At 72.8% G+C, this 23550-nt stretch carries 26 protein-coding genes and 2 pseudogenes; 14 read left to right on the top strand and 14 right to left on the bottom strand.

What is annotated here, in order from left to right:
- Nucleotides 1-7: 7 nt before the first annotated feature.
- Nucleotides 8-808, top strand: a complete 801-nt coding sequence (locus ACSUPV_RS29170; RefSeq protein WP_031113919.1) for a site-2 protease family protein — start codon at nt 8-10, stop codon at nt 806-808.
- Nucleotides 809-827: 19 nt separating this feature from the next.
- On the opposite strand, the gene ACSUPV_RS29165 is transcribed toward ACSUPV_RS29170, so the two are convergent.
- From ACSUPV_RS29165 to ACSUPV_RS29155, 3 genes are all read right to left on the bottom strand, one after another.
- Nucleotides 828-1007 (bottom strand): hypothetical protein, encoded by a 180-nt coding sequence (locus ACSUPV_RS29165; protein ID WP_031113918.1) that lies wholly within the window; start codon nt 1005-1007, stop codon nt 828-830.
- 74 nt (nt 1008-1081) lie between these two features.
- Nucleotides 1082-1801, bottom strand: coding sequence for an NADPH-dependent F420 reductase (npdG, locus tag ACSUPV_RS29160; protein WP_031113917.1), 720 nt, complete (start codon nt 1799-1801; stop codon nt 1082-1084).
- Nucleotides 1802-1839: 38 nt separating this feature from the next.
- On the bottom strand, nt 1840-2949 hold the full coding sequence (locus ACSUPV_RS29155) for a sialidase family protein (protein WP_436948867.1): 1110 nt from the start codon (nt 2947-2949) through the stop codon (nt 1840-1842).
- Between the two features lie 118 nt (nt 2950-3067).
- Between ACSUPV_RS29155 and ACSUPV_RS29150 the strand changes: the two genes are divergently transcribed.
- Nucleotides 3068-3673, top strand: coding sequence for a hypothetical protein (locus ACSUPV_RS29150; RefSeq protein WP_037763115.1), 606 nt, complete (start codon nt 3068-3070; stop codon nt 3671-3673).
- A gap of 365 nt (nt 3674-4038) precedes the next feature.
- Here the strand turns inward: ACSUPV_RS29150 and ACSUPV_RS29145 are convergent, their stop codons facing one another.
- A complete protein-coding gene (locus ACSUPV_RS29145) occupies nt 4039-4269 on the bottom strand; it encodes a hypothetical protein (RefSeq protein ID WP_031113910.1) in 231 nt (76 codons plus the stop codon).
- Nucleotides 4270-4327: 58 nt separating this feature from the next.
- On the opposite strand from ACSUPV_RS29145, the gene map reads away from it, so the two are divergent.
- On the top strand, nt 4328-5185 hold the full coding sequence (map, locus tag ACSUPV_RS29140; protein ID WP_031113909.1) for a type I methionyl aminopeptidase: 858 nt from the start codon (nt 4328-4330) through the stop codon (nt 5183-5185).
- Nucleotides 5186-5385: 200 nt separating this feature from the next.
- A complete protein-coding gene (locus ACSUPV_RS29135; RefSeq protein ID WP_359790596.1) occupies nt 5386-6033 on the top strand; it encodes a heme oxygenase (biliverdin-producing) in 648 nt (215 codons plus the stop codon).
- 72 nt (nt 6034-6105) lie between these two features.
- Here ACSUPV_RS29135 and ACSUPV_RS29130 read toward each other — a convergent pair whose 3' ends face one another.
- Complete coding sequence (locus ACSUPV_RS29130; protein ID WP_382611349.1) at nt 6106-6309, bottom strand: hypothetical protein; 204 nt, start codon at nt 6307-6309, stop codon at nt 6106-6108.
- 97 nt (nt 6310-6406) lie between these two features.
- Nucleotides 6407-7051 (bottom strand): PhzF family phenazine biosynthesis protein, encoded by a 645-nt coding sequence (locus ACSUPV_RS29125; RefSeq protein WP_031113905.1) that lies wholly within the window; start codon nt 7049-7051, stop codon nt 6407-6409.
- Between the two features lie 82 nt (nt 7052-7133).
- Here ACSUPV_RS29125 and ACSUPV_RS29120 point away from each other — a divergent pair.
- From ACSUPV_RS29120 to ACSUPV_RS29110, 3 genes and pseudogenes are all read left to right on the top strand, one after another.
- Nucleotides 7134-7265, top strand: a pseudogene (locus ACSUPV_RS29120) (iron uptake system protein EfeO); the annotation flags it as partial.
- Nucleotides 7262-8077 (top strand): annotated as a pseudogene (gene efeU / locus ACSUPV_RS29115) (iron uptake transporter permease EfeU); the annotation flags it as partial. The pseudogenes ACSUPV_RS29120 and efeU, both read left to right, overlap by 4 nt.
- Nucleotides 8040-9032, top strand: coding sequence for a hypothetical protein (locus ACSUPV_RS29110; RefSeq protein ID WP_382611352.1), 993 nt, complete (start codon nt 8040-8042; stop codon nt 9030-9032). The pseudogene efeU and the gene ACSUPV_RS29110, both read left to right, overlap by 38 nt.
- Nucleotides 9033-9079: 47 nt before the next feature.
- Here ACSUPV_RS29110 and ACSUPV_RS29105 read toward each other — a convergent pair whose 3' ends face one another.
- Nucleotides 9080-9814, bottom strand: a complete 735-nt coding sequence (locus tag ACSUPV_RS29105) for a bifunctional DNA primase/polymerase (RefSeq protein WP_031113902.1) — start codon at nt 9812-9814, stop codon at nt 9080-9082.
- A 209-nt stretch (nt 9815-10023) separates the two neighbouring features.
- Here ACSUPV_RS29105 and ACSUPV_RS29100 point away from each other — a divergent pair, with 209 nt between their 5' ends.
- Nucleotides 10024-10881, top strand: a complete 858-nt coding sequence (locus tag ACSUPV_RS29100) for a glycerophosphodiester phosphodiesterase (RefSeq protein ID WP_382611355.1) — start codon at nt 10024-10026, stop codon at nt 10879-10881.
- Here the strand turns inward: ACSUPV_RS29100 and ACSUPV_RS29095 are convergent.
- The gene (locus ACSUPV_RS29095) at nt 10860-11510 is read right to left on the bottom strand and encodes a TetR/AcrR family transcriptional regulator (protein WP_031113899.1); all 651 of its coding nucleotides are present in this window, start codon (nt 11508-11510) and stop codon (nt 10860-10862) included. The two genes, ACSUPV_RS29100 and ACSUPV_RS29095, sit on opposite strands and share 22 nt — an antisense overlap.
- Before the next feature lie 105 nt (nt 11511-11615).
- Here ACSUPV_RS29095 and ACSUPV_RS29090 point away from each other — a divergent pair, with 105 nt between their 5' ends.
- Together ACSUPV_RS29090 and ACSUPV_RS29085 are read left to right on the top strand one after the other, a co-directional pair.
- Complete coding sequence (locus tag ACSUPV_RS29090; RefSeq protein ID WP_359790589.1) at nt 11616-11825, top strand: DUF6243 family protein; 210 nt, start codon at nt 11616-11618, stop codon at nt 11823-11825.
- A 132-nt stretch (nt 11826-11957) separates the two neighbouring features.
- Nucleotides 11958-13307 carry a S28 family serine protease gene (locus ACSUPV_RS29085; protein ID WP_436948866.1) on the top strand — a complete coding sequence of 450 codons (1350 nt, stop codon included), beginning with the start codon at nt 11958-11960 and terminating at the stop codon, nt 13305-13307.
- 1 nt (nt 13308) lies between these two features.
- On the opposite strand, the gene ACSUPV_RS29080 is transcribed toward ACSUPV_RS29085, so the two are convergent.
- The 3 genes from ACSUPV_RS29080 to ACSUPV_RS29070 form a co-directional block, all read right to left on the bottom strand.
- Nucleotides 13309-14304, bottom strand: coding sequence for a small ribosomal subunit Rsm22 family protein (locus ACSUPV_RS29080; protein ID WP_031113895.1), 996 nt, complete (start codon nt 14302-14304; stop codon nt 13309-13311).
- A 200-nt stretch (nt 14305-14504) separates the two neighbouring features.
- Complete coding sequence (locus ACSUPV_RS29075; protein WP_051648898.1) at nt 14505-15680, bottom strand: serine hydrolase domain-containing protein; 1176 nt, start codon at nt 15678-15680, stop codon at nt 14505-14507.
- Nucleotides 15632-16930 (bottom strand): multidrug effflux MFS transporter, encoded by a 1299-nt coding sequence (locus ACSUPV_RS29070; protein WP_436948865.1) that lies wholly within the window; start codon nt 16928-16930, stop codon nt 15632-15634. Before ACSUPV_RS29070 ends, ACSUPV_RS29075 begins: the two co-directional genes overlap by 49 nt.
- An 87-nt stretch (nt 16931-17017) precedes the next feature.
- Between ACSUPV_RS29070 and ACSUPV_RS29065 the strand changes: the two genes are divergently transcribed.
- On the top strand, nt 17018-18052 hold the full coding sequence (locus ACSUPV_RS29065; protein ID WP_436948864.1) for a Gfo/Idh/MocA family protein: 1035 nt from the start codon (nt 17018-17020) through the stop codon (nt 18050-18052).
- Here the strand turns inward: ACSUPV_RS29065 and ACSUPV_RS29060 are convergent.
- Complete coding sequence (locus ACSUPV_RS29060; RefSeq protein ID WP_436948863.1) at nt 18039-19679, bottom strand: alkaline phosphatase D family protein; 1641 nt, start codon at nt 19677-19679, stop codon at nt 18039-18041. The genes ACSUPV_RS29065 and ACSUPV_RS29060 overlap by 14 nt on opposite strands.
- Before the next feature lie 134 nt (nt 19680-19813).
- Between ACSUPV_RS29060 and ACSUPV_RS29055 the strand changes: the two genes are divergently transcribed.
- The gene (locus ACSUPV_RS29055; RefSeq protein WP_436948862.1) at nt 19814-20572 is read left to right on the top strand and encodes an SDR family oxidoreductase; all 759 of its coding nucleotides are present in this window, start codon (nt 19814-19816) and stop codon (nt 20570-20572) included.
- A 278-nt stretch (nt 20573-20850) separates the two neighbouring features.
- Here the strand turns inward: ACSUPV_RS29055 and ACSUPV_RS29050 are convergent, their stop codons facing one another.
- Both ACSUPV_RS29050 and ACSUPV_RS29045 read right to left on the bottom strand, forming a co-directional pair.
- Nucleotides 20851-21837: an aldo/keto reductase gene (locus ACSUPV_RS29050; protein ID WP_031113886.1), complete on the bottom strand. Its 987-nt coding sequence runs from the start codon at nt 21835-21837 to the stop codon at nt 20851-20853.
- 60 nt (nt 21838-21897) lie between these two features.
- Nucleotides 21898-22224, bottom strand: coding sequence for a hypothetical protein (locus ACSUPV_RS29045; protein ID WP_031113885.1), 327 nt, complete (start codon nt 22222-22224; stop codon nt 21898-21900).
- A 202-nt stretch (nt 22225-22426) separates the two neighbouring features.
- On the opposite strand from ACSUPV_RS29045, the gene ACSUPV_RS29040 reads away from it, so the two are divergent.
- Both ACSUPV_RS29040 and ACSUPV_RS29035 read left to right on the top strand, forming a co-directional pair.
- Nucleotides 22427-22984, top strand: a complete 558-nt coding sequence (locus ACSUPV_RS29040) for a DoxX family protein (protein WP_031113883.1) — start codon at nt 22427-22429, stop codon at nt 22982-22984.
- A gap of 104 nt (nt 22985-23088) precedes the next feature.
- Nucleotides 23089-23463 carry a MazG-like family protein gene (locus ACSUPV_RS29035; protein ID WP_436948861.1) on the top strand — a complete coding sequence of 125 codons (375 nt, stop codon included), beginning with the start codon at nt 23089-23091 and terminating at the stop codon, nt 23461-23463.
- Nucleotides 23464-23550: the final 87 nt, after the last annotated feature.

Below are 23550 nucleotides of genomic sequence, written 5' to 3'. Positions count from 1 at the left end.
GAGTCCCATGACCACCGCGACCAGCCGCCACAGCGAGCGGCGGATCAGTCCCGTCTTCGTCGGGATCCTGGCCGTGACGGCGGTCACGGGATGGGCGACCTGGACCGGGTTCGCCGAGCAGCCCGGGGTCGCCGTGTTCCTGTTCGTGACGGCGGCGTGGATCGTCTCGCTGTGCCTGCACGAGTACGCGCACGCGCGCACGGCCCTGCACAGCGGCGACATCTCGGTCGGCGCCAAGGGCTATCTGACCCTGAACCCGCTGAAGTACACGCACGCGCTGCTCAGCATCGTGCTGCCGGTGATCTTCGTGATCATGGGCGGGATCGGCCTGCCCGGCGGCGCGGTGTTCATCGAGCACGGGCGGATCCGGGGCCGCTGGAAGCACAGCCTGATCTCGGCCGCCGGCCCGCTGACGAACGTGCTGTTCGCGGTGGTCTGCACGGCCCCGTTCTGGCTGGACGCGCTGGACGGCGTGCCGAGCGACTTCCGCTTCGCGCTGGCGTTCCTCGCGCTGCTCCAGGTGACGGCCGCGCTGCTGAACTTCCTGCCGGTGCCCGGCCTGGACGGCTACGGCGTGATCGAGCCGTGGCTGTCGTACAACATCCGGCGCCAGGTGGAGCCGTTCGCGCCGTTCGGCCTGCTGTTCGTGTTCGCGCTGCTGTGGCTGCCCGCGGTGAACGGCGTGTTCTTCGACGTGATCGACTCGATCCTGAAGTCGCTCGGGATCAGCGACGTCGAGACCTACTGCGGTCAGGAGCTGTACCGCTTCTGGCAGGGCTCGAACGAGTTCTGCTCGGCCGCGCCCTGAGGGCTCGGCGCGTGACGGCTCAGCCCGTGACGGACTTCTGCTGCCTGGCGCGCTTGAGGTAGTACCAGCACATGTTGGACGACAGGCCCGCCAGCAGCACCCACACGATGCCCAGGAAGCTGCCCCGGGTGAAGGAGACGACGGCCGCGGCCACGGAGAGGACACAGACGATCAGGGCGTAGAGGGCAAGGCGGGGCATCTCGGTCGACTCCTGTCGGGGGACACTGCGGGCACTGCTGGTGCCGTCCAGTGTCCCCCATGCGCCTCAGCGGCTCACACGTCGGTGACCCGGAGCCCGGCGTGCGCCTTGTACCGGCGGTTCACGGAGATCAGGTTCGCCACCAGCGACTCCACCTGGTGGGCGTTGCGCAGCCGCCCGGCGAAGATGCCGCGCATGCCGGGGATGCGCCCGGCGAGGGCCTGGACGATCTCCACGTCGGCGCGCACCTCGCCGAGCACCATGACGTCGGTGTCGATCTCGTCGATCTCCGGGTCCTGGAGCAGGACGGCCGACAGGTGGTGGAAGGCGGCCGTGACCCGGGAGTCCGGCAGCAGGGCGGCGGCCTGCTCGGCGGCGCTGCCCTCCTCGGGCTTGAGGGCGTAGGCGCCCTTCTTGTCGAAGCCGAGCGGGTTGACGCAGTCGACGACGAGCTTGCCGGCCAGTTCCTCGCGCAGGGACTCCAGGGTCTTGCCGTGGCCGTCCCAGGGCACGGCGACGATCACGATGTCGCTGCGGCGCGCGGTCTCGGCGTTGTCGGCGCCCTCGACGCCGTGGCCGAGTTCCTCGGCGGCGGCCTGCGCGCGGTCGGCGGCCCGGGAGCCGATGATCACCTTCTGCCCGGCCTTGGCGAGCCGGTAGGCGAGGCCCTTGCCCTGGGGTCCGGTCCCGCCGAGCACCCCGACGACGAGTCCGGAGACGTCGGGCAGGTCCCAGGGGTCCTTGGCGGGGGCCTTCTGGGCGCGGTCGGTGGCAGCACTGTCGGTAGAGGTCATGGCCCCGACTCTACGACCGCGGTCCCGCCCCGACCGGCTCAGGTCAGCTCCGTCACGGGCACCCGCCGGAAGGTGATCGTCTCGTAGGCGCTGAAGTCGCCGGTCTCGTACAGCAGTCCGACGGTGTCCGGGTCGACGCGGACCAGGTCGGAGTAGGCGGCGGGCAGTCCGTCCACCGTGTGGGCCGGGTACCAGGTGGTGCCGCCGTCGATGGAGGCGCGGATCGTCATCAGGGCGCGGAAGCCCGGGTCGGCGGGCCCGGAGTACAGCAGCACGTCGGGGTCGCGGAGTTGGAGGACGCTCGCCTGGCACACGGGGGCGGACAGGCCCGCCTGCGGACGGAAGGGCTTCAGCAGGGTCTGCCCGCCGTCGGCGGAGTGGGCGTCGGCGCGGGTGCCGGGCGAGGGGGAGTCGTTGCGGGTGTTGAAGTAGACGCGGCCGTCGGGGAGTTCGGCGGCGGTGGTCTCGTTGGCGTTGATGTAGCCGTCGGTGTTGTCGTCGACGTAGCCGATGCGCCAGGTGGCACCCTCGTCGTCGCTGAGCAGGCAGTGGCCGCCGTTGTAACTGCCCTCCGTGCCGTTGTCGGTGCCGGTGGGCGGCAGGGAGTGGTTGGCGGGGACGACGATCCGTCCGGTGCTCAGCTGGATCGCGTGCCCGGGGGTGGTGGCGTACCAGCGCCACTGCGGCTTCTTGGTCTCCTGGGTGATCTCCCGCGGCGCCGACCACGTCAGGCCCTCGTCGTCGCTGTGCTGCACCCACACGCGGCGTCCGTCCGCCGCGGCCACCTTGCCGCGGCGGATGGCGTCCTCGGTGGCGAGGGCCGCGTTGCGTACGTGCACGAGGACGACGCGGCCGGTGTGGAGGACGACGGGGGCCGGGTTGCCGGCGAGGGCGTCGCCGTTGCGCGCGGCGACCTGGAGCGGGCCCCAGGTGCGGCCGCCGTCCGTGGAGCGCTTCAGTACGACGTCGATGTTCCCGAAGTCGTCCCGGGAGCCGACCCGGCCCTCGCAGAAGGCGAGCAGGGTGCCGATGGGGGTGCCCCCGCTCGAGCGGAGCCGAGAGTGGGGGACGGTGGCGACGACGGCGGGGATACGGAAGCTGGCGTACCCCTCCCGGCCGGCGCGGAAGGGGACGCTTGTCTCGGTCATCGGCGGGTTCCTCCGGTCGTTCGACGACGGAACGGGTGACCGGTCTGCCTACCCAGGCCGGGCGAATGGGTGGTGAACTCCACGTCACGAGTGACCGGTTCGGGCAGGATGCGGTCGTATGGATGCGGTACGGGTGGCGCTGCTGCGGGAAGTGCTCGCCGGGACGGAGTGGCTGGGGGCGACGCGGCGGTTCGCCGGGGCGCTGCGGGGCTCGGTGATGTCGCACGGGGGCGGTCTGCTGCTGGTCGGCACGCCGGAGTACGAGCCGTGGCACCTGGCGGCGCATCTGGTGGACGAGGCCGCCTGGTCGGGCATGCCGGAGCTGGCCCCGACGCTGGTACGGCACGACGCGCGCCCCTCGGACCCGGCGCATCTGGCGGTGGGTCTCGGCCGGCTGGAGGCGGCCCGGCGCGGCGAGACGCTTCTGGTGGTGGCCCCCGGGGCTCCTTGCGCGCCCCTCCTGGAGCGGGTGTCCGACGCCCGCCGGGCCGGGGCGACGGTCCTGGCCCTCGGCCCCGGCCGGGGTGAGCTGCCCGCGATGGCCCACGAGGCCCTGGCCGTCCCGGACGGCTCGGAGCTGGACCTGGACACGGTCCAACACCTGGTCAGCGCGGCGGCCGGGGAGAACGCCCTCCCGACCCCACCGCGGGGCCGACGCCGCTTCCGGGACCGCTTGTCGAGACTGACAGAACACCTGACGGCCCCACCACCGACCCGCTGGTAGCCCCGGCGGGCATCCGGGCCCCCCTGCCAGCCCGCCGATGACCCGGGGCGCCCCGGCCCCACCGCCTGCTCGTCGGCAGGCCCGGGCGCGCGTCGGGGCTCGCTGCGGTCCCACCGGCAGAACCGGGCGGACGTCCGACACCGCCGCCTGCCCACCACTAGGGGGGTGTCCAGAGCCCGCCGCCGACCCACCGATACCCCCGAGATACCCCCGGGCGGGATCCCCCGGGCGGGCATCCGATCCCACCGGCTGCCCATCAACAGGCCCGGGCGGCCGTCCGTCCCCCGTCGCTCACGGCGACCGCGTCGCGGAGTGCGGGCGGGACGGACGACCGGGGCGGCATCGGGCCTGGGCGTCCGGGTGTGTCAGTTCTCCTCGCGGCCGCCCGCCGGGGCGTCGTGCCACCTGGGGTCGTTCTCCCACTGGAGGTTGCGTTCGCGGGCGGTCTCCATCGCGTGCTCGGCCTCGGTGCGGCTCGCGTACGGGCCGAAGCGGTCCTTGCCCGGGCACTCCGGCCCCTCCTCGACCTTCCTGTGCTCCAGGCAGTAGTACCACTCGCCCGGCTTGCCGACCGTCCGCTTCTTGAACAGGGCCATGACCAGCTCCTCTCGCCACCGACATGTTCCCCCACGGGGGCTGGTTAGACTCGCTGGCATGTCTGGCCAGTCGCTGCTCGTCCCGGGGGAGCTGTCCCCCACCCGTTCCGTGCCCGGAAACATCCGCCGCCCCGAGTACGTCGGCAAGCCCGCGCCGACGCCGTACACCGGGCCGGAGGTGCAGACGCCCGAGACGATCGAGGCGATGCGCGTCGCCGGCCGGATCGCCGCCCGGGCGATGGCGGAGGCCGCGAAGCTGATCGCCCCCGGCGTGACCACGGACGAGCTGGACAAGGTGGCGCACGAGTACATGTGCGACCACGGCGCCTACCCCTCGACGCTCGGCTACCGCGGCTTCCCCAAGTCGCTGTGCACCAGCGTCAACGAGGTGATCTGCCACGGCATCCCGGATTCCACGGTGCTGCGCGACGGCGACATCATCAACCTGGACGTGACGGCGTACATCGGCGGGGTGCACGGCGACAACAACGCCACGTACCTGGTGGGTGACGTCGACGAGGAGTCGCGCCTGCTGGTGGAGCGGACCCGGGAGTCCCTCAACCGGGCGATCAAGGCGGTCAAGCCGGGCCGGCAGATCAACATCATCGGCCGGGTCATCGAGTCGTACGCCAAGCGCTTCGGCTACGGGGTGGTCCGGGACTTCACCGGACACGGCATCAACTCGTCCTTCCACTCGGGCCTGATCATCCCCCACTACGACAGCCCGCACGCGACGACCGTCATCCAGCCCGGCATGACGTTCACCATCGAGCCGATGCTGACCCTCGGCACGCACGAGTACGACATGTGGGACGACGGCTGGACGGTCGTGACGAAGGACCGGAAGCGGACGGCCCAGTTCGAGCACACGCTGGTGGTGACGGACACGGGCGCGGAGATCCTCACGCTGCCGTAGGACCGCACACAGACCGTCGGACGGCCCGCTCTCCTCGGAGGGCGGGCCGTCGCCTTGTGTGATGCCGTGGCCTTGTGTGATTCCGTGGCCTTGTGTGATTCCGTTGCTGAGGTTTTTACCGACAGTGCGTCGGGAAGGTTACCGACGACCAGTCGGCAAACTTATTGACTTAGGTTAGCCTAACCATAGAAAGTGGGCCCATGGATTCCTTCTCGACCGTCATCCGGTCCGCTTCCCGCGAGCAGCACGAGGAGGTCAGGGCCTCGACCTTCCTGAGCGACCTGCTGGGACACAAACTCGGGGTCGACGCGTTCGCGCGCTACACGGAGCAACTGTGGTTCGTGTACACGGCGCTGGAGTCCGGCGCCGAGCAACTGGCCGCGGACCCGGTGGCCGGGCCGTTCGTCCGCCCGGAGCTGTTCCGGATGGCCTCGCTGGAGCAGGACCTGGAGTACCTGCGCGGCCCGGGCTGGCGGTCGGGCATCAGCGCGCTGCCCGCGACGCTGGAGTACGCGGACCGGATCACCGAGTGCGCCCGCACCTGGCCGGCCGGCTACGTCGCCCACCACTACACGCGCTACCTCGGCGACCTCTCCGGCGGGCAGATCATCCGCGCCACGGCCGAGAAGACGTGGGGCTTCCCGAGCAAGGGCGACGGCGTCCGCTTCTACGTCTTCGAGGAGATCCCCAACCCGGCCGCCTTCAAGCGCGATTACTGGGAGCTGCTGGACGCGGTACCCGGGGACGAGCTGGAGCGGCAGCGCGTCGTCGCTGAGTGCAAGCGGGCCTACGCGCTGAACAACGCGGTCTTCCAGGCGCTGGGCGAGGAGTTCCCGCTGTCGGCGTGAACGGGCCGGGGCCCCTCGCACGCGTCGGGAGGGCCCCGGTGCCCGCTCCGGAGAGCGTCGGGTCCGTCCTGCTCAGATGTCGAACGGGCCGTTGTGGCAGACCGCGCCGCCCCACTCCGTCTCGGCGGTCTCGGCCTCGAGCTGACCGAAGTACGGGCTGCACGCCACGTGGTGGTCCTTGCGGTGCCCCTGGCCGTCGCCGGCGGCGGTGGCCACGCCGACGGCGGTCACGGAGACGGTCAGGGCGGCTACGGCCAGAGCGGATCGAATGCGCATGAGAATCCTCTCGCGGTGGTGCTTGGTCACGCCCGGAGGTCCCGTTCGCCGCCGCGCACACACGCTGTTCCACCCGTACGGGCGCGCGCCGCCCGGGTCAGCGTTCGAGGTGCACCCGGCCACCGACCTCGGTCCACCCGCCCGGCTGGGGCGCGGTGAGGATCTGGGAGCCCGCGCCCTGGGTGATGTTGAGGGCCCGGCCCAGCCGGTCGGTGAGCAGCAGGGCCGCGGCCCCGGTCGCCTCGTCCTCGTCGATGCCGTCGCCCCGGCCGGGGAAGGCCCGGGCCCGGATCCGCCCGGCGGGCTCGTCCTCCCACGCCCAGGCGTAAACCCATTCCCCCGGCGGCGGTACGGCCAGGTCGTCGACCTCGGCGGCGGTGGCGTACTGGCGCAGGGTGCGCGGCGGCGCCCAGTCCGCACGCGCCTCGATCCAGCAGAACTCCCCGTCCTGCCGGGCGCCGACCACTCCGGCGGGCGTGACCAGTTCGGGCACGTCGAGCAGCCACGCCGTCCCGACGCAGGGGTGCCCGGCGAAGGGCAGCCGCGAGGTGGGCGTGTAGATGTCGATCACCCCGCGCTCGGGGTCGTCGACGAACACGGTCTCGCTGAACCCGAGCTTCGCGGCGAGCTCCTGCCGGTCGTTCCGCTCGGGCAGCGCCGAGCCGTCGCGCACGACACCGAGTTCGTTGCCGTATCCGCCGTTCGGGCCGCAGAAGACGCGGAGCACGTCGTAGTCAGTCACGGGGGCATTCAAGCATCGCCCGGGCGCCCGAGGCCGCACAGGTCAGCCGGGGCGGACGACGGAACTGTCCCTTGGAGCTCTCATGCGACCCGCCAGCCCCGTTTCCGTCGTGACAGCCGCCGCGGCGGCCCTGACCGCCGTCACCGGCTGCACCGAGAAGAGCGGCGCGACGGACGGCGACCACGTGATCGCCGTGACGGCCACGGACGAGCGCTCGGCTTCGGCTGCGCCCTCGAATTCGGCTCCCAGGAGCTGACGTTCCAGGCGCAGGAGGCGCTCGGCGGCTCGCTGTCGATCCTCGCGGTCGGCCTGGTGACGTGGATGGTGTTCTGGATGCGTCGCACGGCCCGGCACCTGAAGGCGGAGCTGCACGGCCGGCTGGACGCGGCGCTCGCGGTGGGCACGGGCGCGCTGGTCGCCACGGCGTTCCTGGCGGTCGGCCGGGAGGGCCTGGAGACGGCCCTGTTCGTCTGGGCGTCGGTGCACGCGGCGAGCGACGGCACCCCGAAGCCCCTGCTCGGCGTGGCGCTGGGCCTGCTCACGGCGGTCCTCCTGGGCTGGCTGTTCTACCGGGGCGCCCTGCGCATCAACCTGTCCAAGTTCTTCACGTACACCGGCGCGCTGCTGGTCGTGGTCGCGGCGGGCGTCCTGGCGTACGGCTTCCACGACCTCCAGGAGGCCGACTTCCTGCCCGGCCTCGGCGACAAGGCCTTCGACATCTCCGGTGCCATCCCGCCCGACAGCTGGTACGGCACCCTCCTGAAGGGCGTGTTCAACTTCCAGCCGGACCCCACGACCCTCCAAGTGACGGTGTGGCTGCTGTACTTGATCCCGACCCTGGCGCTGTTCCTCGCCCCGAGCCGGACACCGGCGGTGACCCCGGCACGCGACACGGCGTGACCACCACACCCCGCCACCCCACCCCCGCCCGACCGCCGGAGGCACCCGGTAGGGTTCGCCTCCGGAAAGGGGAAGGTGAAGGAACCCGATGAGCAGGGATCGCGACCCTCGAACGCTCCGCAGGCCCGCCCGGAGCGCCCTCATAGCAGCGTCAGTGACCGCTTTGTCGATGACGGCGAGCGGATGCGTGGTGGTGCACGGCGAACGGGAGATCCTCCCGTCCACCACCCGCGCGGAAGCCGCCAAGGCCCTGGAGGAGTTCACGGCCGCGTACAACGCGGCCGACAAGGCCTACGACGGCGGCCTGGACGCCGAGCACACCACCGGTGCCCTCGCCGACATCGACTCGGCCCGCCTCAAGGCCGGGAAGGCGAACAACCCGGACGGCAACCCCAACCACACCCCCCTGGAGCTGACGGACGCGAAGTTCACGATCCCGAAGAAGGCCGGCTGGCCCCGCTGGTTCCTCGTCGACGCAGCCGGCAACAAGGGTGGCACCGCCCGCTGGCTCCTCGTGTTCACCCGCAGCAGCCTGGACGACCCGTTCCAGGTGGCGTACCTGACGCTCGTCGCGCCCGGCAAGGTCCCCGCGTTCAAGAAGGACGCCGACGGCTGGGCCGAGCCGGTCCCCGTGGACGCGACCGACCTGGCCGCCGACCCCGGCGGCCTGAGCCAGACCTACACGACGTACCTGAAGAACGGCGGGGAGACCTTCGCGGACGGCCCGCACACCAGCCAGTGGCGTGCCCTGCGGCAGAAGAACGCCAAGAAGCCGGGCCTGGTCACCCAGTACATCGACGAGCCGCTGACGAACGGCGACTACGCGCCGCTGGCGCTGCGCACGACGGACGGCGGCGCGCTGGTGTTCTTCACCACGCGGCACTACGAGAAGCAGACGGCCCACACGGGCACGTCGTTCCCCGTCCCGAACAAGGACGTCCTCGCGCTGACCAAGGGCGAGATCAAGCAGTCCCTGATGATGGAGTTCGTCTCGAACGAGGTCGCGCTGGACCCGAAGGGGCAGGGCAAGGTGACGATCCTGGGGAGGATCCAGGGCATGACGTCCGCGGAGGGCTCGTAGCCGAGGGCCGCACGGTTCGGTGGGCCGCGGCCCGGTTCCGAGAGGACTCAGTGCCGCAGCGGCCAGCCCGCGCCCGCGGGGTCGGCCTCTTCACCGACGTACCGGGCGCAGACCTCCGTGAGCACCTCCAGCAGGCTCAGCGGATCCGGCAGGGCGTGCTCGGGCCCGCGCACCCAGCGCACCGCCTGGTCCTCGCCCGGCAACCGCGCCGGCGGGACGAGGACGTAGGAGCCCCGGCAGTGCCAGCGCAGCCCGGGGTGCTCGTCCATCGTCTCGGGGTGGCAGTCCAGCTCGCAGGGCCACCACTCGTCCTCGTCCTCGGGCGTGCCGCGCGTGAGGGTGAAGAACAGCATGCGGCCGTCGTCGCTCTCGGCGACCGGCCCGACCTCGACGCCCTCGGAGAGCAGCCGCTCCAACGCGGCGCGACCGGCGTCGAGGGGCACGTCGAGGACGTCGTGCACCATGCCGGTCGCGGTGATGAAGTTGGCCTGCGGCTGGTGGCGGGCCCAGCGCTCGATCTGGGCGCGGTCGGTGGTCGACTGCGTCTGCCAGGCGAAGGACACCGGGTGCCGGGCCGGGGTGGGACAGCCGACGCGGTCGCAGGAGCAGCGGTATCCGGCCGGGTGGGCGGCGGGCGCCAGAGGCAGTCCCGCGCCGGCGGCGGCGAGCAGCAGGACCTCACGGCCGCCGTCCCCGGCGGTCTCCTTCGGCCGGCGCCCCGCGCGCAGCCACTGGGTGAGTTTGCCCTGCAGGCCGGTCCGGCCGCCGAACTCCGCGCTCATCTATCCCCTCGCCTCGCCGTCGTGCGGAACAGCATGCCCTATGGTCCCATCTTCCCGCGCACCGGGGGGCCAGTGCCCACATCCGGGGCAGGAGGGCCGAGACGGGGACCGGTGGGGCGAGGCATATGCCGCCAGGACGAGGCGCACTTCGCGCACCATCGGGTGTCATTGCCCGCTTTGCCATGACATGGCGTCCTACCGTGGTCGCCATGGTCACAAGGATCGCGCTGACGGGCCTGGCCTCCGCGGCTTCCGTGGTCTCGCTGACCCTCACGGGACCCGGCGGCCGCGCCCCGGCCCCGCTGGAGTGGGGCGCGGGCCCCCTGACCGTGGCGGCACTCCCCCGGATCACCTACGTCGCCCATCGCGGGGGCGCCCGCGAGGTCCCCGAGAACAGCATGTCGGGGCTGATGACCGCCTACGCGCGCGGTACGGCGCAGGTGCTGGACTTCGACACGCGGCTGCTGCGCGACGGCACGCCGGTGGTGTTCCACGACGAGACCCTGAACCGCACGACCCATCTGGGCGGCGCGGTGCGCGGCCTGGACGCCCGGGAGTGGCAGGGCGTACGACTGCGCCCGATGGACCGGCTCCCGGGGAGCTGGCGGTCGGAGCGGCCGCCGACCGTCGCCGAGGTGCTGGATCGTTTCGGCGGGCGGATCGTGCTGATGCTGGAGGCGAAGGACCCGCGCAGCATCGACCGGCTGGCCGCGCTGATCCGGGACCGCGGCCTGACCCGCTCGGTGTTCGTGAACTCCAACGACCCGGAGGTGGCCCGACGCGTCCACCGCCTCGGCCTGCTGGCGCAGTTGTGGCGCTCGGCGGAGCAGCTGCGCACGGACCGCCCCGAGCGCTGGCGGTCGTACGTCGACCTGCTGGACGTGGACCACCGGGCGCGCGACGCGGACCTGGTGCGGGCGGTGCGCTCGGGGATCCCGCGGGTGTGGGCGCACACCGTGGTGACGGACGCGCAGCGGGACCGGGTGCTGGCGCTGGGCTGCGACGGGGTCATCACGGACGCGCCGGGCCGGCTGGCCCGGGCCGCTCAGCGCGGCGCGAGGCCGTGAAGGGCGTAGTCGACGAGGGTGTCGGTGTACTCGTAGGAGATCGGGCCGGTGTGCTGGAGCCAGCGCTGGGCGAGCGGGGAGATGAAGAACTCCAGGGCGATGCGCGGGTCGATGTCGGCCCGGACCTGCCCGGCGTCCTGCGCGGCGCGCAGCCGGCCGATGTAGAGGTCGAGTGAGGGCTGCATCAGCTTGGCCACGAGCTCGCGCCCGAGCTGTTCGTTGACGACGCCCTCGGCGGCCAGGGCGCGGGACGGCACCTCGAACCGCGGGTCGCGCAGCTGGTCGACGGTGGCGCGCAGGACGGCCTTGACGTCGGCGGCGACGTCGCCGGTGTCCGGGAAGGTGTACGCCACCGGCCCCGCCTCCGGCGTGGACTGCTCGGCCAGGTCGAGGAAGGCCTCCATCAGCACGTCCGCCTTGGACGACCACCACCGGTAGATCGTCTGCTTCCCGACACCGGCGCGGGCGGCGATGCCCTCGATGGTGGTCTTCGGGTAGCCGGCCTCGGCGACGAGGGCGAGGGCGGCGTCGTAGATGGCGCGGCGGGACCTCTCACTGCGCCGGGTGGCGTCGGGGGCGGACTTGGCGGGGGCGGACTGTGCGGACTGTTCGGACTTCTGGACGGCCATGGGACGAACTTATCAGGTTGACAAGACGGAGCGTCTCGCTGACAGTGGAGGCTAGGCGAGACGCACCGTCTCGTCACGTATCGGTAGTCGGGGAAGGAGCCCGGAATGACCCGAGGCGGAGCCGGAAACATGCTGGGCGTCGGAGGATCGCGCCGGAACCTCGGCCGAGAGGCGCTGCGCGGCGGCGGCCGGGCCGGCCGGATCGGCGGCGGTCTCGACCCGCAGGCGCAGAAGCGCGAACTGCTGCGCAAGCTCCAGGAGCGACGACAGCAGCGGGAAGGACGGGAGGAGGGCACGGCCGGCGAGGAGTCATGAGCCTCCCCCGCGCGAGGGAGAGCGGACCCCCGCACGCGGGATCCTCCCGGGGCGTGCGGCGGATGTACTGAGGCGGTCGCGGCCCGCGACCGGCGCACCCCCGCCGCACGGACCCCCGGGAGGACTCGGCTCATGACCGCATGGACCAGACGACGGCTGCTCACCTCAGCGGCGGCCACGGCCTTCCCTGCGGCGGGCCTCGCCACCGCGGCGGCCCCGCCCGCGCGGGCGGCGGCAGCGAAGGCCCGCACCGGGAACACCGACGTGGCCGACGCCTTACGGGCCCTGCCCGGACTGCGGCTGGTCGAGGAACGGCAGGACGCCGAGCCCGGGTACCGGCACTTCGTCCTGGGCCTGCGCCAGCCGGTCGACCACACGGACCCCGCGGCGGGCACCTTCGAGCAGCGCCTCACCCTGCTCCACACCGCCGCCGACCGGCCCACGGTGCTGTTCAGCACGGGCTACCACGCGGTCCTCACACCGCGGCGGAGCGAACCGGCGATGCTGCTGGGCGCCAACCAACTCCAGGTGGAACACCGCTACTTCGGCACCTCACTCCCCGCCGGACCCGGCTACGCGCACCTCACGATCCGCCAGGCCGCCGACAACCACCACCGCGTCGTCGGCCTCTTCCGCCGGCTCTACCCCGGCGCGTGGCTCTCCACCGGCGGCAGCAAGGGCGGCATGACGAGCGTCTACCACCGCCGCTTCCACCCCCGGGACGTGGACGGCACGGTCGTCTACTCGGCGCCGAACAACACCGACGACCGCGACGACTCCTGCTACCTCCGCTTCCTGGAGACGGTCGGCACCGCTCCCGGCCGCGAGGCCGTCAAGGCCGCCCAGCGGCAGTTGCTGCTGCGCCGGACCGAGATGGTCGCCCGCTACGAGGCCTGGGCCGCCGCCAAGGGCGACACCTTCCGCCTCGTCGGCAGCGCCGACAAGGCGTTCGAGATCGCCGTCGTGCGCGTGCTGTTCATGTTCTGGCAGCGCGCGACACCGGCCGACGTCGCCACGATCCCCGGCCCGGAGGCGACGGCCGACGAGCTGTACGCGTGGCTGGACGCATGGGCGGGGCTGCCCCTGTACGCCGACACGGCGGCGCGGCGGTACGTCCCGTACTGGTACCAGATCGGCACGCAGCTGGGGTACGGCGAGATCCCCACCGGCCACGTGGCGGACCTGCTGCGCCACCCCGACGGCATCGCGGCGCGCACCTTCGTCCCCCGGGACGTCCCCATGGTGTTCGACAGCGCGGCCATGCCGGACATCGACCGCTGGGTCCGCCGTCGGGGCAGCCGCATGCTGTTCGTCAACGGCGCCCAGGACCCCTCGGTCGCCGAGCACTTCCGTCCCGGGGGTGCCGACTCACGGCTCCTGTGGGTGCCGGGCGGCAACCACAGCGTCGGCATCGCGGACCTGTCCCCCGCCGACCGGGCGTGGGCGGAGGGGGCGTTGCACCGCTGGGCGGGCCGGGGGTAGGTCACGCGGCCGGGTCGGCGGGCGGCCAGGGGTCTCCCCAGTCGGCGTCCCGTGCCGCCTTGTACAGGTCGCCGTGGCGTTTGGTGACGGTGGTGCGGCGCAGGGACGGTTCGGTCTCGCACAGGTCGAGGAGGACCTGGCCCTTGCGGATCTGCGGGCGCCGCACGATCCGGGAGGGTGCCGGGGCGACGGGGAAGCGGGCGGCGGCGACGTAGCTGAACTTCTCGTCCTCGTAGGCGAGGGAGCCGCCCTTGACCTGGCGGTGCAGGGAGGAACGGCTGACCCGGGCGGAGAAGTGGCACCAGTCCGTGCCCGGGGCGATGGGGCAGGCGGCGCTGTGCGGGCAGGGGGCGGCGACGTGGAACCCGGCGGTGACCAGCCGGTCGCGGGCCTCGATGACGCGGGCGTAGCCGTCGGGGGTGCCGGGCTCGACGATCACGACGGCCCGGGCGGCGGCAGCGGCGGCGTCGACGAGGGCGGCGCGGTCGGGGGCCGTCAGCTCGTTGAGGACGTAGGAGACGGTGACGAGATCGGTGCTCTCCAGGGTGAGCGCCGCTCCGATCCGGGCGCGCTGCCACCGGACGTCCCGCAGGGCCGGGTCGGCCGCGGCGATCTCCCGGCCGAGGGCGAGGGCCGGCTCGGCCCAGTCGAGCACGGTGACGGGCCGCTCCCCGCCCCAGGTCGCGCTCACGGCCCAGGCCGCGGCGCCCGTGCCGCCGCCGAGATCCAGGTGCCCGCCGGGCACCCACTCGGGCACGGCCTCCGCGAAGGCCTCCAGCGCCGACCGCACCGCCTCGAAGGTGGCGGGCATCCGGTAGGCGGCGTAGGCGGCGACGTCGGCGCGGTCCCTCAGGATCGGGGCGTCGGTCGGGGTGGCCCCGCGGTAGCTGGCGATCAGCCGCTCCACGGCCTGCGCGGCCTGCCGGGGCGGCAGCCCGTCGAGCAGACCGGCGAGTGCGGCACGGAGGGTTTCGGCCGGGGGTGCGGGGGCGTTCACCCGGCGATTCTACGAGGGCCCGGCACCGGGACTCGCCCGTCCGGGCCTGCCGGACTGTGCACCGCCGTCTGATCCTGAGCTCGCCGGCAGAGATCTGACGCCTGTTGTCGGACGGCCACCGCTGAGAAGAAGCTGGTCGCCGAATCCTGGAGCGGGGTGCGGGGACACTGCTGCCTGGGAGCAACGTCCAGGCCTCCCCGTCACCTCCCCCGCACCGCCCGGGCCACCCGTGATCCCGCCGCTGCCCTGGGCGCGCTGTCCGGACGCCGCCGACGGGGATGGACCGCGTTGGTGAGGAGGATCAGGAACGTGTCCGTCGCCGGGTCGAGGACCAGGGACGTGCCCGTGAAGCCCGTGTGGCCCGCCGCGCCGCGGCCCGCGAGGTCGCCCATGAACCAGGGCTGGTCGAGCAGGAAGCCGAGGCCGGGCGGGGTGAAGAGGAGGTCGACGAAGTCGGGACCGAGGATGCGGGCGGGCCCGTAGGAGCCGCCGGCGAGGAGGGTGCGGCAGAACACCGCGAGGTCCCGGCCGGTGGAGAACAGCCCGGCGTGGCCCGCCACTCCCCCGAGCGCCCACGCGTTCTCGTCGTGCACCTCGCCCCGCAGCATCCCCCGGTCCGACTTGGCCCACGGCCGCCGCTGGTCCTCCGTCGCCGCCGCCCCGGGGCACGGCCCGAACGCCGTCGCCGTCATGCCCAGCGGCCGGGTGATGCCGTCGTGGAAGAGGACGTCCAGCGTGCGGCCGGTGACGCGTTCCAGGACGTGCTGGAGGAGCAGCATGTTCAGGTCGGAGTAGCGGTACGTGCCGGGCGCGCCGGCCGGTGCCTCAGCCTGGAGTGCCGCGAGCCGCTGCGCGTCGTCGGCGTAGTCGTACAGCGGGAGTTCGGGGCGCAGCCCGGAGGTGTGGGTGAGCAGCTGCCGCACGGTGATGCCGTGCCGGGCCGCCGCCGTGAAGTCGGGCAGGTACGCCCCGACCTTCGCGTCGATGCCGAGCGTGCCGCGCTCGATCTGCTGCACGGCGGCGACCGAGGTGAACAGTTTGGTGAGGGACGCCAGGTCGAAGGGCGTGGCGACGGTCATCGGGACCCGCTCCTCGGGGGGCAGTTCCACGCCGGCGTCGGCGTCCTCGTCGTAGGCCGCGTAGCGGACGGCCCAGCCCGCCGCCTCCTCGACCGCGACCACGGGGCCGCGTCCGACGACCACCACGGCGCCCGGTGCCCAGGGGCGCTGCCCGGTGGTGAGGACGTGGACCTCCCGGACGAGCCGACGCAGTTCCGCGGGGTCGAGTCCGGCCCGTTCCGGCGTGCCGTCGCGCAGTCTCGGTGCGCTCAGCTGTCCGCTCCCTCCACACTCGCGCGGGCCCTCCAGGGACGGCACATTCCCACGAAGCAGGCCAGTGCCACCAGGGCGGCGGCCAGTTGGACGACGGCCATCGGGACGGCGGTGTCCTCCCCGGCCACGCCGACCAGCGGGGAGGCGATCGCCCCGATGAGGAAGGAGGACGTGCCGAGCAGGGCGGAGGCGGAGCCCGCGGCGTGCTTGGTGCGCATCAGGGCGAGCGCCTGGGTGTTGGGCAGGGTGATGCCCATCGCGGACATCAGGACGAACAGCGCGACGGCTACGGGCGCGAGACCGACCTCGCCGAACACGCCGAGGGACATCAGCAGCAGCGCGGTCGCGGCGGTGATGACGATCGCGAGGCCGATGCCGAGCACCCGGTCGAGGCTGACCCGGCCGACCAGGATCTTGCCGTTGATCTGGCCGACGACGACCAGTCCGACCGAGTTGACCCCGAACAGCAGGCTGAACGTCTGCGGGGAGGCGCCGTAGATCTCCTGGATGACGAACGGGGACGCGGAGATGTAGGCGAAGAGGGCGGCGAAGGCGAAGCCGCCGGTGAGCATGTAGCCGGTGAAGGGGCGGTCGGCGAGGAGGGTGCGCATCGCGCGCAGGGCCTCGCCGACGCCGCCGCTGTGCCGTTCGGCGGGCGGCAGGGTCTCGGGGAGTTTCGTCCAGACCAGGACGCCGATGAGGACGCCGATGACCGTGAGGACCGCGAACACGCCCCGCCAGTCCGTCACGCGCAGGACCTGCCCGCCGATCAGGGGCGCGACGATCGGGGCGACCCCGGAGATCAGCATGAGGGTGGAGAAGAAGCGGGCCATGGCCATGCCGTCGTAGAGGTCGCGGACGACGGCCCGGGCGATGACGATCGCGGCGGCGCCCGCGAGTCCCTGCGCCAGCCGGAAGGCGACGAGGAGTTCGACGGTGGGGGCGAGCGCGCACAGGACGGTGGCGACGACGAAGACGGCGAGCCCGGCGAGCAGCGGGCGGCGGCGCCCCCACCGGTCGCTCATCGGCCCGACCACGAGCTGCCCGAGGGCCATGCCGGCGAGGCAGGCGGTGAGGGTGAGCTGGACGGTCGCGGCGGGCGCCTGCAGGGCGCGGGTGACCTCCGGCAGCGACGGGAGGTACATGTCCATCGCCAGCGGCGGTACGGCGGTCAGGCTGCCGAGGAGGAAGGTGACCAGGAGCCCGGTGCGGCGGTGCGGTGTGAGGTCGGGCCGCTCCGTCCCGGCTGCGGCCCCCTGCGCGGTCTTCGATATGGACGCCCCACCCTCGGGCATGAGTCCCTCCCTTTTCGAGTCGATCGCCACCTATGCTCTCAGCTCGTACGGACTGCTAGGGGTCACCGAGGTGAAGGCGGGGCGGGAATGACGGCGGACACGGTGCGGTGGGGGGTCCTGGCGACCGGAGGGATCGCGGCCGCGTTCACGGCGGACCTGGTCGACCTGCCGGACGCGGAGGTCGTGGCGGTGGCGTCCCGGTCGGACGAGTCGGCGAAGGCGTTCGCGGAACGCTTCGGGATCCCCCGGGCGTACGGCGACTGGAACGCGCTCGCGCGGGACGAGGACATCGATGTCGTCTACGTCGCCACGCCGCACACGGCGCACCGGGCGGCGGCCGGGCTGTGTCTGGCGGCCGGGCGGCACGTGCTGTGCGAGAAGCCGTTCACGCTGAACGTGCGCGAGGCGGAGGAACTCGTCGCGCTGGCGCGGGAGCACGGGCGCTTCCTGATGGAGGCGATGTGGATGTACTGCAATCCGCTGGTGCGGCGGCTGAAGACGCTGGTGGACGACGGGGCGATCGGTGAAGTGCGCAGCGTGCAGGCCGACTTCGGACTGGCCGGGCCGTTCCCGCCCTCGCACCGGCTGCGGAACCCTGAGCTGGGCGGGGGCGCGCTGCTCGATCTGGGCGTGTATCCGGTGTCGTTCGCGCAGCTGCTGCTCGGGGAGCCGTCGGACGTCGTGGCGCGAGCGGTGCTCTCGGACGAGGGCGTCGATCTCCAGACGGCGGCGGTGCTCTCGTGGGAGAGCGGCGCTCTCGGTTCGGTGCACTGCTCCATCGTGGGCGGTACGGCGACCTCCGCCTCGGTCACCGGCTCGAAGGGCCGTATCGACATTCCGAACGGTTTCTTCTTCCCGGACCGTTTCGTGCTGCACCGGGACGGCCGTGACGCCGAGGAGTTCACGGCCGACCCGGCGGACGGGCCGCGCAACAGCCTCCGCCACGAGGCGGCCGAGGTGATGCGCGCCCTGCGGGCCGGCGAGACGGAGTCCCCGCTCGTCCCGCTCGACGGCACGCTCGCCGTAATGCGGACGCTCGACGCGATCCGGGACCGCGTCGGCGTCCGCTACCCCGGCGAGGCCCCGGACGGGGACCTCACGGCGGAGCTCACGCCGGCTTGAGCCCCTGGTCCCCCACCTCGGTCACGAAGGACGCGGCCGTCGTGACCGGCGCGCCCTGCCGGGTCACGTACGGCACGGTCTTGAAGTCGGCGCGTGCCGCGTCCCGTCCGAGCGCGACCGTGACGTAGCCGCGCCGGCCGTTGAAGAACTTCAGGTGCGGGTTGGCGCCCATGTAGGTGTCCCAGGTGGCGGGCTTGTCGGCGCCGTCACGGCCGCTGGAGATCGAGGTCGCCACGATCTCCGTGCCGAGCGTGGCGGAGGACGGGTCGTCGAAGTCGTCCTTGATGTCGAAGGCGTACGCGGAGTGCACGTCCCCGCTGAGCACCATCAGGTTCTCGACCCCGGCGGCCTTCGCGCCGTCCAGGACGCGGCGGCGTGAGGCGCTGTAGCCGTCCCAGGCGTCCATCGACACCCGGGACGGGGTGGTGGCGTCCATGTGCCGCCGGGCGAAGAGGACCTGCTGCGGTACGACGTTCCACAGCGCCCGCGAGGCCCGCCAGCCGTCGAGCAGCCACCGTTCCTGCGTGGCGCCGGTCATGGTGCGTGCCGGGTCGTCGGACTCGGGGCCGGGCACGTGCGCCTTGTCGCCGTAGGCCTGGTCGGAGCGGTACTGGCGGGTGTCGAGGACGTCGAACTGGGCGAGCCGGCCCCAGGTCAGGCGGCGGTAGAGCCGCATGTCGGGTCCGGTGGGGCGCTGCGGCCGGCGCAGGGGCTGGTTCTCCCAGTAGGCGCGGTAGGCGGAGGCGCGGCGCAGCAGGAACTCCTCCGGCGGGACGCTGTTCTCGGGGATGTCGTCGGCGTAGTTGTTCTCGGTCTCGTGGTCGTCCCAGGTGACGACGAAGGGGTGTGCGGCGTGGGCGGCGCTCAGGTCCGGGTCGGACTTGTAGAGGGCGTACCGCAGCCGGTAGTCCTCCAGGGTCAGCGTCTCCCGGTTGAACAGGTCGGGCAGCGTGCGGTCGGTGTAGTTGCGCTGACCGCCGACCGCGTTGACGGCGTACTCGTAGAGGTAGTCGCCGAGGTGGAGGACGAGGTCGACGTCGTCGGCGGCGAGGTGGGCGTACGGGGTGTAGTAGCCGTCGTGGTAGGCCTGGCAGGAGACCGCGGCGAGGGTGAGGGACGCCACGCGGCTGCCGGGGTCGGGGGCGGTGCGGGTGCGGCCGGTGGGGCTGGTCCAGCGGGCCGCGCGGAAGCGGTAGTAGTAGACGCGGCCGGCCTCCAGGTGGTCCACCTCGACGTGGACGGTGTGGTGGAACTCGGGGTGCGCGGTGGCGGTGCCGCGCCGGGCGACGCGGCGGAACCGCTCGTCGTGGGCGAGTTCCCAGTGGACGGTGACGCGTTCGGCGGGCAGTCCGCTGTCGGCCTGGAACGGGGCGGGCGCGAGGCGGGTCCACAGGATCACCGAACCGGGCTGCGGGTCGCCGGACGCGACGCCCAGCGTGAACGGGTTCTCGGTGATCCGCGCGGCGTCGAGTTCGGCGGCGGCCGCGACTCCGACGGCGGGCAGGTTGGTCGCGAAGGCCAGCGCGGCGGCGGCGCCGGTCGTGGTGAGGAAGCGGCGGCGGCCGATGTGGCGGGCGGCGGCGCGGAGTTCGGGGGCGTGCTGGGACGGGTGTGCTGCGGGTGTCATCCGGTCCTCCCCTGGCGAATGGCTGCAGGGGGCATTGGAGTGGCCGGGGACGACACCCGATTGACACGTACACAGCACTCGCGTGACGGATGGATGAGTTCCGCATGCCGGGCCCTCCCGTACGCTGCGGGCCCATGAATGCGAAGGGAAACTCAATCGCGGTGGTGACCGGGGCGGGCTCCGGCATCGGCCGGGCGGTCGCCGTGGAACTGCTGCGCGCGGGCTGGTCGGTGGCGCTGGCGGGCCGGCGTGTCGAGACGCTGGAGGAGACGACGGCCCTGGCGCCCGAGGGCGCGGCGCTCGCGGTACGGACGGACGTCTCACGCCCGGAGGACGTGACGGGCCTGTTCGCGGCGACCGTCGAGCGGTTTGGGCGGGTGGACCTGCTGTTCAACAACGCGGGCACGTTCGGGCCCGGCGGCGTCCCGGTCGAGGAGCTGCCCTACGAGGCCTGGCGGCACGTGATGGACACCAACCTCAACGGGGCGTTCCTGTGCGCGCAGGCGGCGTACCGGCAGATGAAGGAGCAGGACCCGCAGGGCGGGCGGATCATCAACAACGGGTCCGTCTCGGCGCACACGCCCCGGCCGCACTCGGTGGCCTACACCGCGACGAAGCACGCGCTGACGGGCCTGACCAAGTCGCTGTCGCTGGACGGGCGGCCGTACCGGATCGCCGTGGGGCAGATCGACATCGGCAACGCGGCGACCGACATGACGGCCGGTATGCAGACGGGGGCGCTGCAGGCGAACGGGGAGGTCGCGCCCGAGCCCGTGATGGACGTCGCGGACGTGGCCCGCACGGTGCGGCACATGGCGGAGCTGCCGTTGGAGGCGAACGTGCAGTTCGCGACGGTACTCGCGACGACCATGCCGTACGTCGGACGCGGCTGAGGGCGGCCCCCACGGTCGTCAATCCGTCAACCTACACAAGCGGAATATGAACGTCCGCACCATTGCGGCCGGTCGGGCGCTTATGCTCAACTCGTCTACACGAAAGCTTCACAGTTGGAGCAGAAGGCTTCCGCAGGCCACACCCAGGGGGGAGGCGGCAGTCGTTCCACGGCACCGGGTGGGGGTGGGCCCCGCGTGGGACCGCGGGGTGCGCACCGGTGCGCGTGGAACGACTGCCGCACACGTCGACGGGCCGTCCGCCCGAGAGCCCGCGAAGATCACCGCCCGAGCAGCCGGTCGACCTCGGCCAGCTGCGCGCCGGTCAACGCCCCCTTCTCCAACGCCCCGGCGTTCTCCTCCGCCTGCGCGACCGAACGGAAGCCGGGAATGGGGATCGTGCGCGGGCTGCGCGCCCACAGCCAGGCCAGGGCGCCCTGGGCGAGCGTGCGGCCCTCGCTGGTGAGGACCTCCCTGAGGGCGTCGACGCGGGCGACCCACTCCGGGTCGGCGCCGGAGCCGTCCCCGAACCCCTGGAGCCAGGCCGGGGGCCTGCTGCGGATGTCCCCGGCCTCCAGCGGCTGCCCGCCCCGGCGCTTCCCGGTGAGCAGCCCCATGGCGAGCGGACTGCGGTTGATACTCGCCAGGCCCGCCTCCTCGCACAGCCGGAGCATCGCGGGCGCGTCCTGGAGGACGTTGAGGGCGTGCTGCACGGCCGCGCAGTGCGGCCCCCGCGCGAACACCGCGGCGCGCGCGGGGTCGTCGGTGCTCCACGCGTAGGCGCGTATCAGCCCTTCCCCGACCAGCTTCTCGCACTCGTCCCGGAGCAGGGCGGCCTGCTCGGGGCCGGCGTCGGAGAGGTGGAACTGGTAGAGGTCGACGTAGTCGGTGCCGAGCCGGCGCAGCGACGCGGTCAGGGCGCGGCGCAGCTGGGCCGGGGAGTCGTCGCTGCCGGTGAGGGTCCGGGTCTCCTCGTCGAAGACGTTGCCCCACTTGGTGGCGACGACGGCGTCGGCCCTGCGCTTGCCGAGGGCCCGGCCGAGGACGCGTTCGCTGTGCCCGGCACCGTAGGCGTCGGCGGTGTCGAAGAAGGTGACGCCCAGGTCGAGGGCGCGCCGCACCGCCCGCACCGACTCCTCGTCGTCGACCTTGCCCCAGCCGAGCGGCTGCCCGTCGAGCCCCTGCCATTCGCCGCCGATGGCCCAGCAGCCGAAGCCCAGGGCGCTCACCTCGATGCCGCTGCGTCCCAGCGGGCGTGTGATCTCCATGCCCGGGGATGCTAGGAGTTGGAGCGCACTCGAAGACAAGCCCCCCTGCGGGGGTGATTGTCAGGCCTGTCCGGTCTCGAAGCGCGTGATCCGGCCGTCCTCGTCCACGGTGAAGCTCCACCGGGTGCGCATCTCGCCCCAGGTGTCGTTGCTGTAGCGGGCGAGGAGGGAACGGCCGCCGTTGGACTCGTTGTCGACCTCCAGGTGGCCGTGGGAGGAGAAGATCTCCCGGTCGACCCAGTCGGCGAGGTCGCGGTCGGAGCCGTCGTCCGCCATGGTCGCGCCCGGCGCGAGGAGCTCCATGAAGCCCTCGCGGTCGCGGTTGTTCACGGCGGTCACGAAGGCGCGGACGGCCGGGTCGCTGAGGCGCGTGGTCTGAATCGTCATGCGAGTCAGCCTCGTACCGGCCGCCGAGCCCCGCCACCGGTGCCACCCGAACGGCGTCCCCGGCGGGCCCGCCGGGTGTCGGGGGGTGTCAGGAGTGCGACGGTGGAAACGCGAGGAGGAGAAGTGGTTTTCCTTCCTGCTGTCCGCTCTGTTCCTGCGGTCGGCTCATTTTCTGTTCCTGCTGTCTGCTCCGGGAGACGACGTGAGGCGTTACCACCGACGTGATCTGGGCCTGCTGCTGCTCCGGCTGGGGACGGGCGGTGTGCTGGCCGCCCACGGCACACAGAAGCTGTTCGGCTGGTTCGGCGGACACGGCATCGAGGGCACCGGGCAGTTCATGGAGTCCGTGGGCTACGCCCCGGGCAAGGCGAGCGCCACGGCGGCGGGTCTCGCCGAGACCGGCGGCGGCGCGCTGCTGGCCCTGGGCCTGGCCACACCGGCCGCCGGGGCCGCGGCGGCCGGGGCGATGGCGGGGGCCGCGGCGGTGCACGCCCCGAACGGGTTCTTCAACCAGAGCGGCGGCTACGAGTACGCGGCGACGCTCGGTCTGACGGCCGCCGGCCTGGCCGTCACCGGCCCCGGGCGGCTCTCCCTGGACCACGCGCTCGGGCACGCGGTGAACCGGAGCTGGATGATCCCGGTGGCGTTCGCGGCGACGGCGGCGGGGACCGCGCTGGTGGTGGGGGCGCGTGCCAGGCGGCTGCGCCAGGCCAAGGAAGGCGAGCAGGACCCGCTGTTCGAGGAGGAGTACCTGGAGTAGGGGGAGTACCCGGAGTAGGGGGAGTACCTGGAGGAGGAGGGCCGGGAGCAGGGGGTCGCGGGCGGCCCCGGGGCGTTGTCAGACCCCCGTGACAGGCTGCCCCCATGAGCGATCAGACCCCGCTGAGCGATCACGCCCCGCTGAGCGATCACGCCCCGCCCGGGCCCGAGCTGTGGGCCTCCATCGACGCCCTGTGGGAGTGGCTCGACAACAGCCGCCCGATCGACGGCCCCGACGGCGTGCTCCTGCGCATCCTGAAGCTGAACGAGGAGGTCGGCGAGGTCGCCGAGGCCGTCATCGGCGCGACCGGCCAGAACCCCCGCAAGGGCGTGACGCACACCTGGGACGACGTGCAGTCGGAGCTGTGCGACGTCGCCGTCACGGCGCTGGTGGCGCTGCGGACCCTGACGCCGGACGCGCGCGAGGTGTTCGCCCGCCATCTGGAGCGGGTGACGCGGCGCTCGCGGACCCCGAGTTGACGGCCGCGCTCTGCCGCGGACAGCCCCTGACCTGCGATCAGACGTGTTTTCACCCGCCGGTCGAACACCTCTGCAATGATCGAACGC

It is taken from the genome of Streptomyces sp. SudanB52_2052 (assembly GCF_964272415.1).
GTDB classification, from domain to species: domain Bacteria; phylum Actinomycetota; class Actinomycetes; order Streptomycetales; family Streptomycetaceae; genus Streptomyces; species Streptomyces olindensis.
Note: the sequence above shows the minus strand (reverse complement) of the source record. Positions and strands in the feature narration are given on the sequence as shown.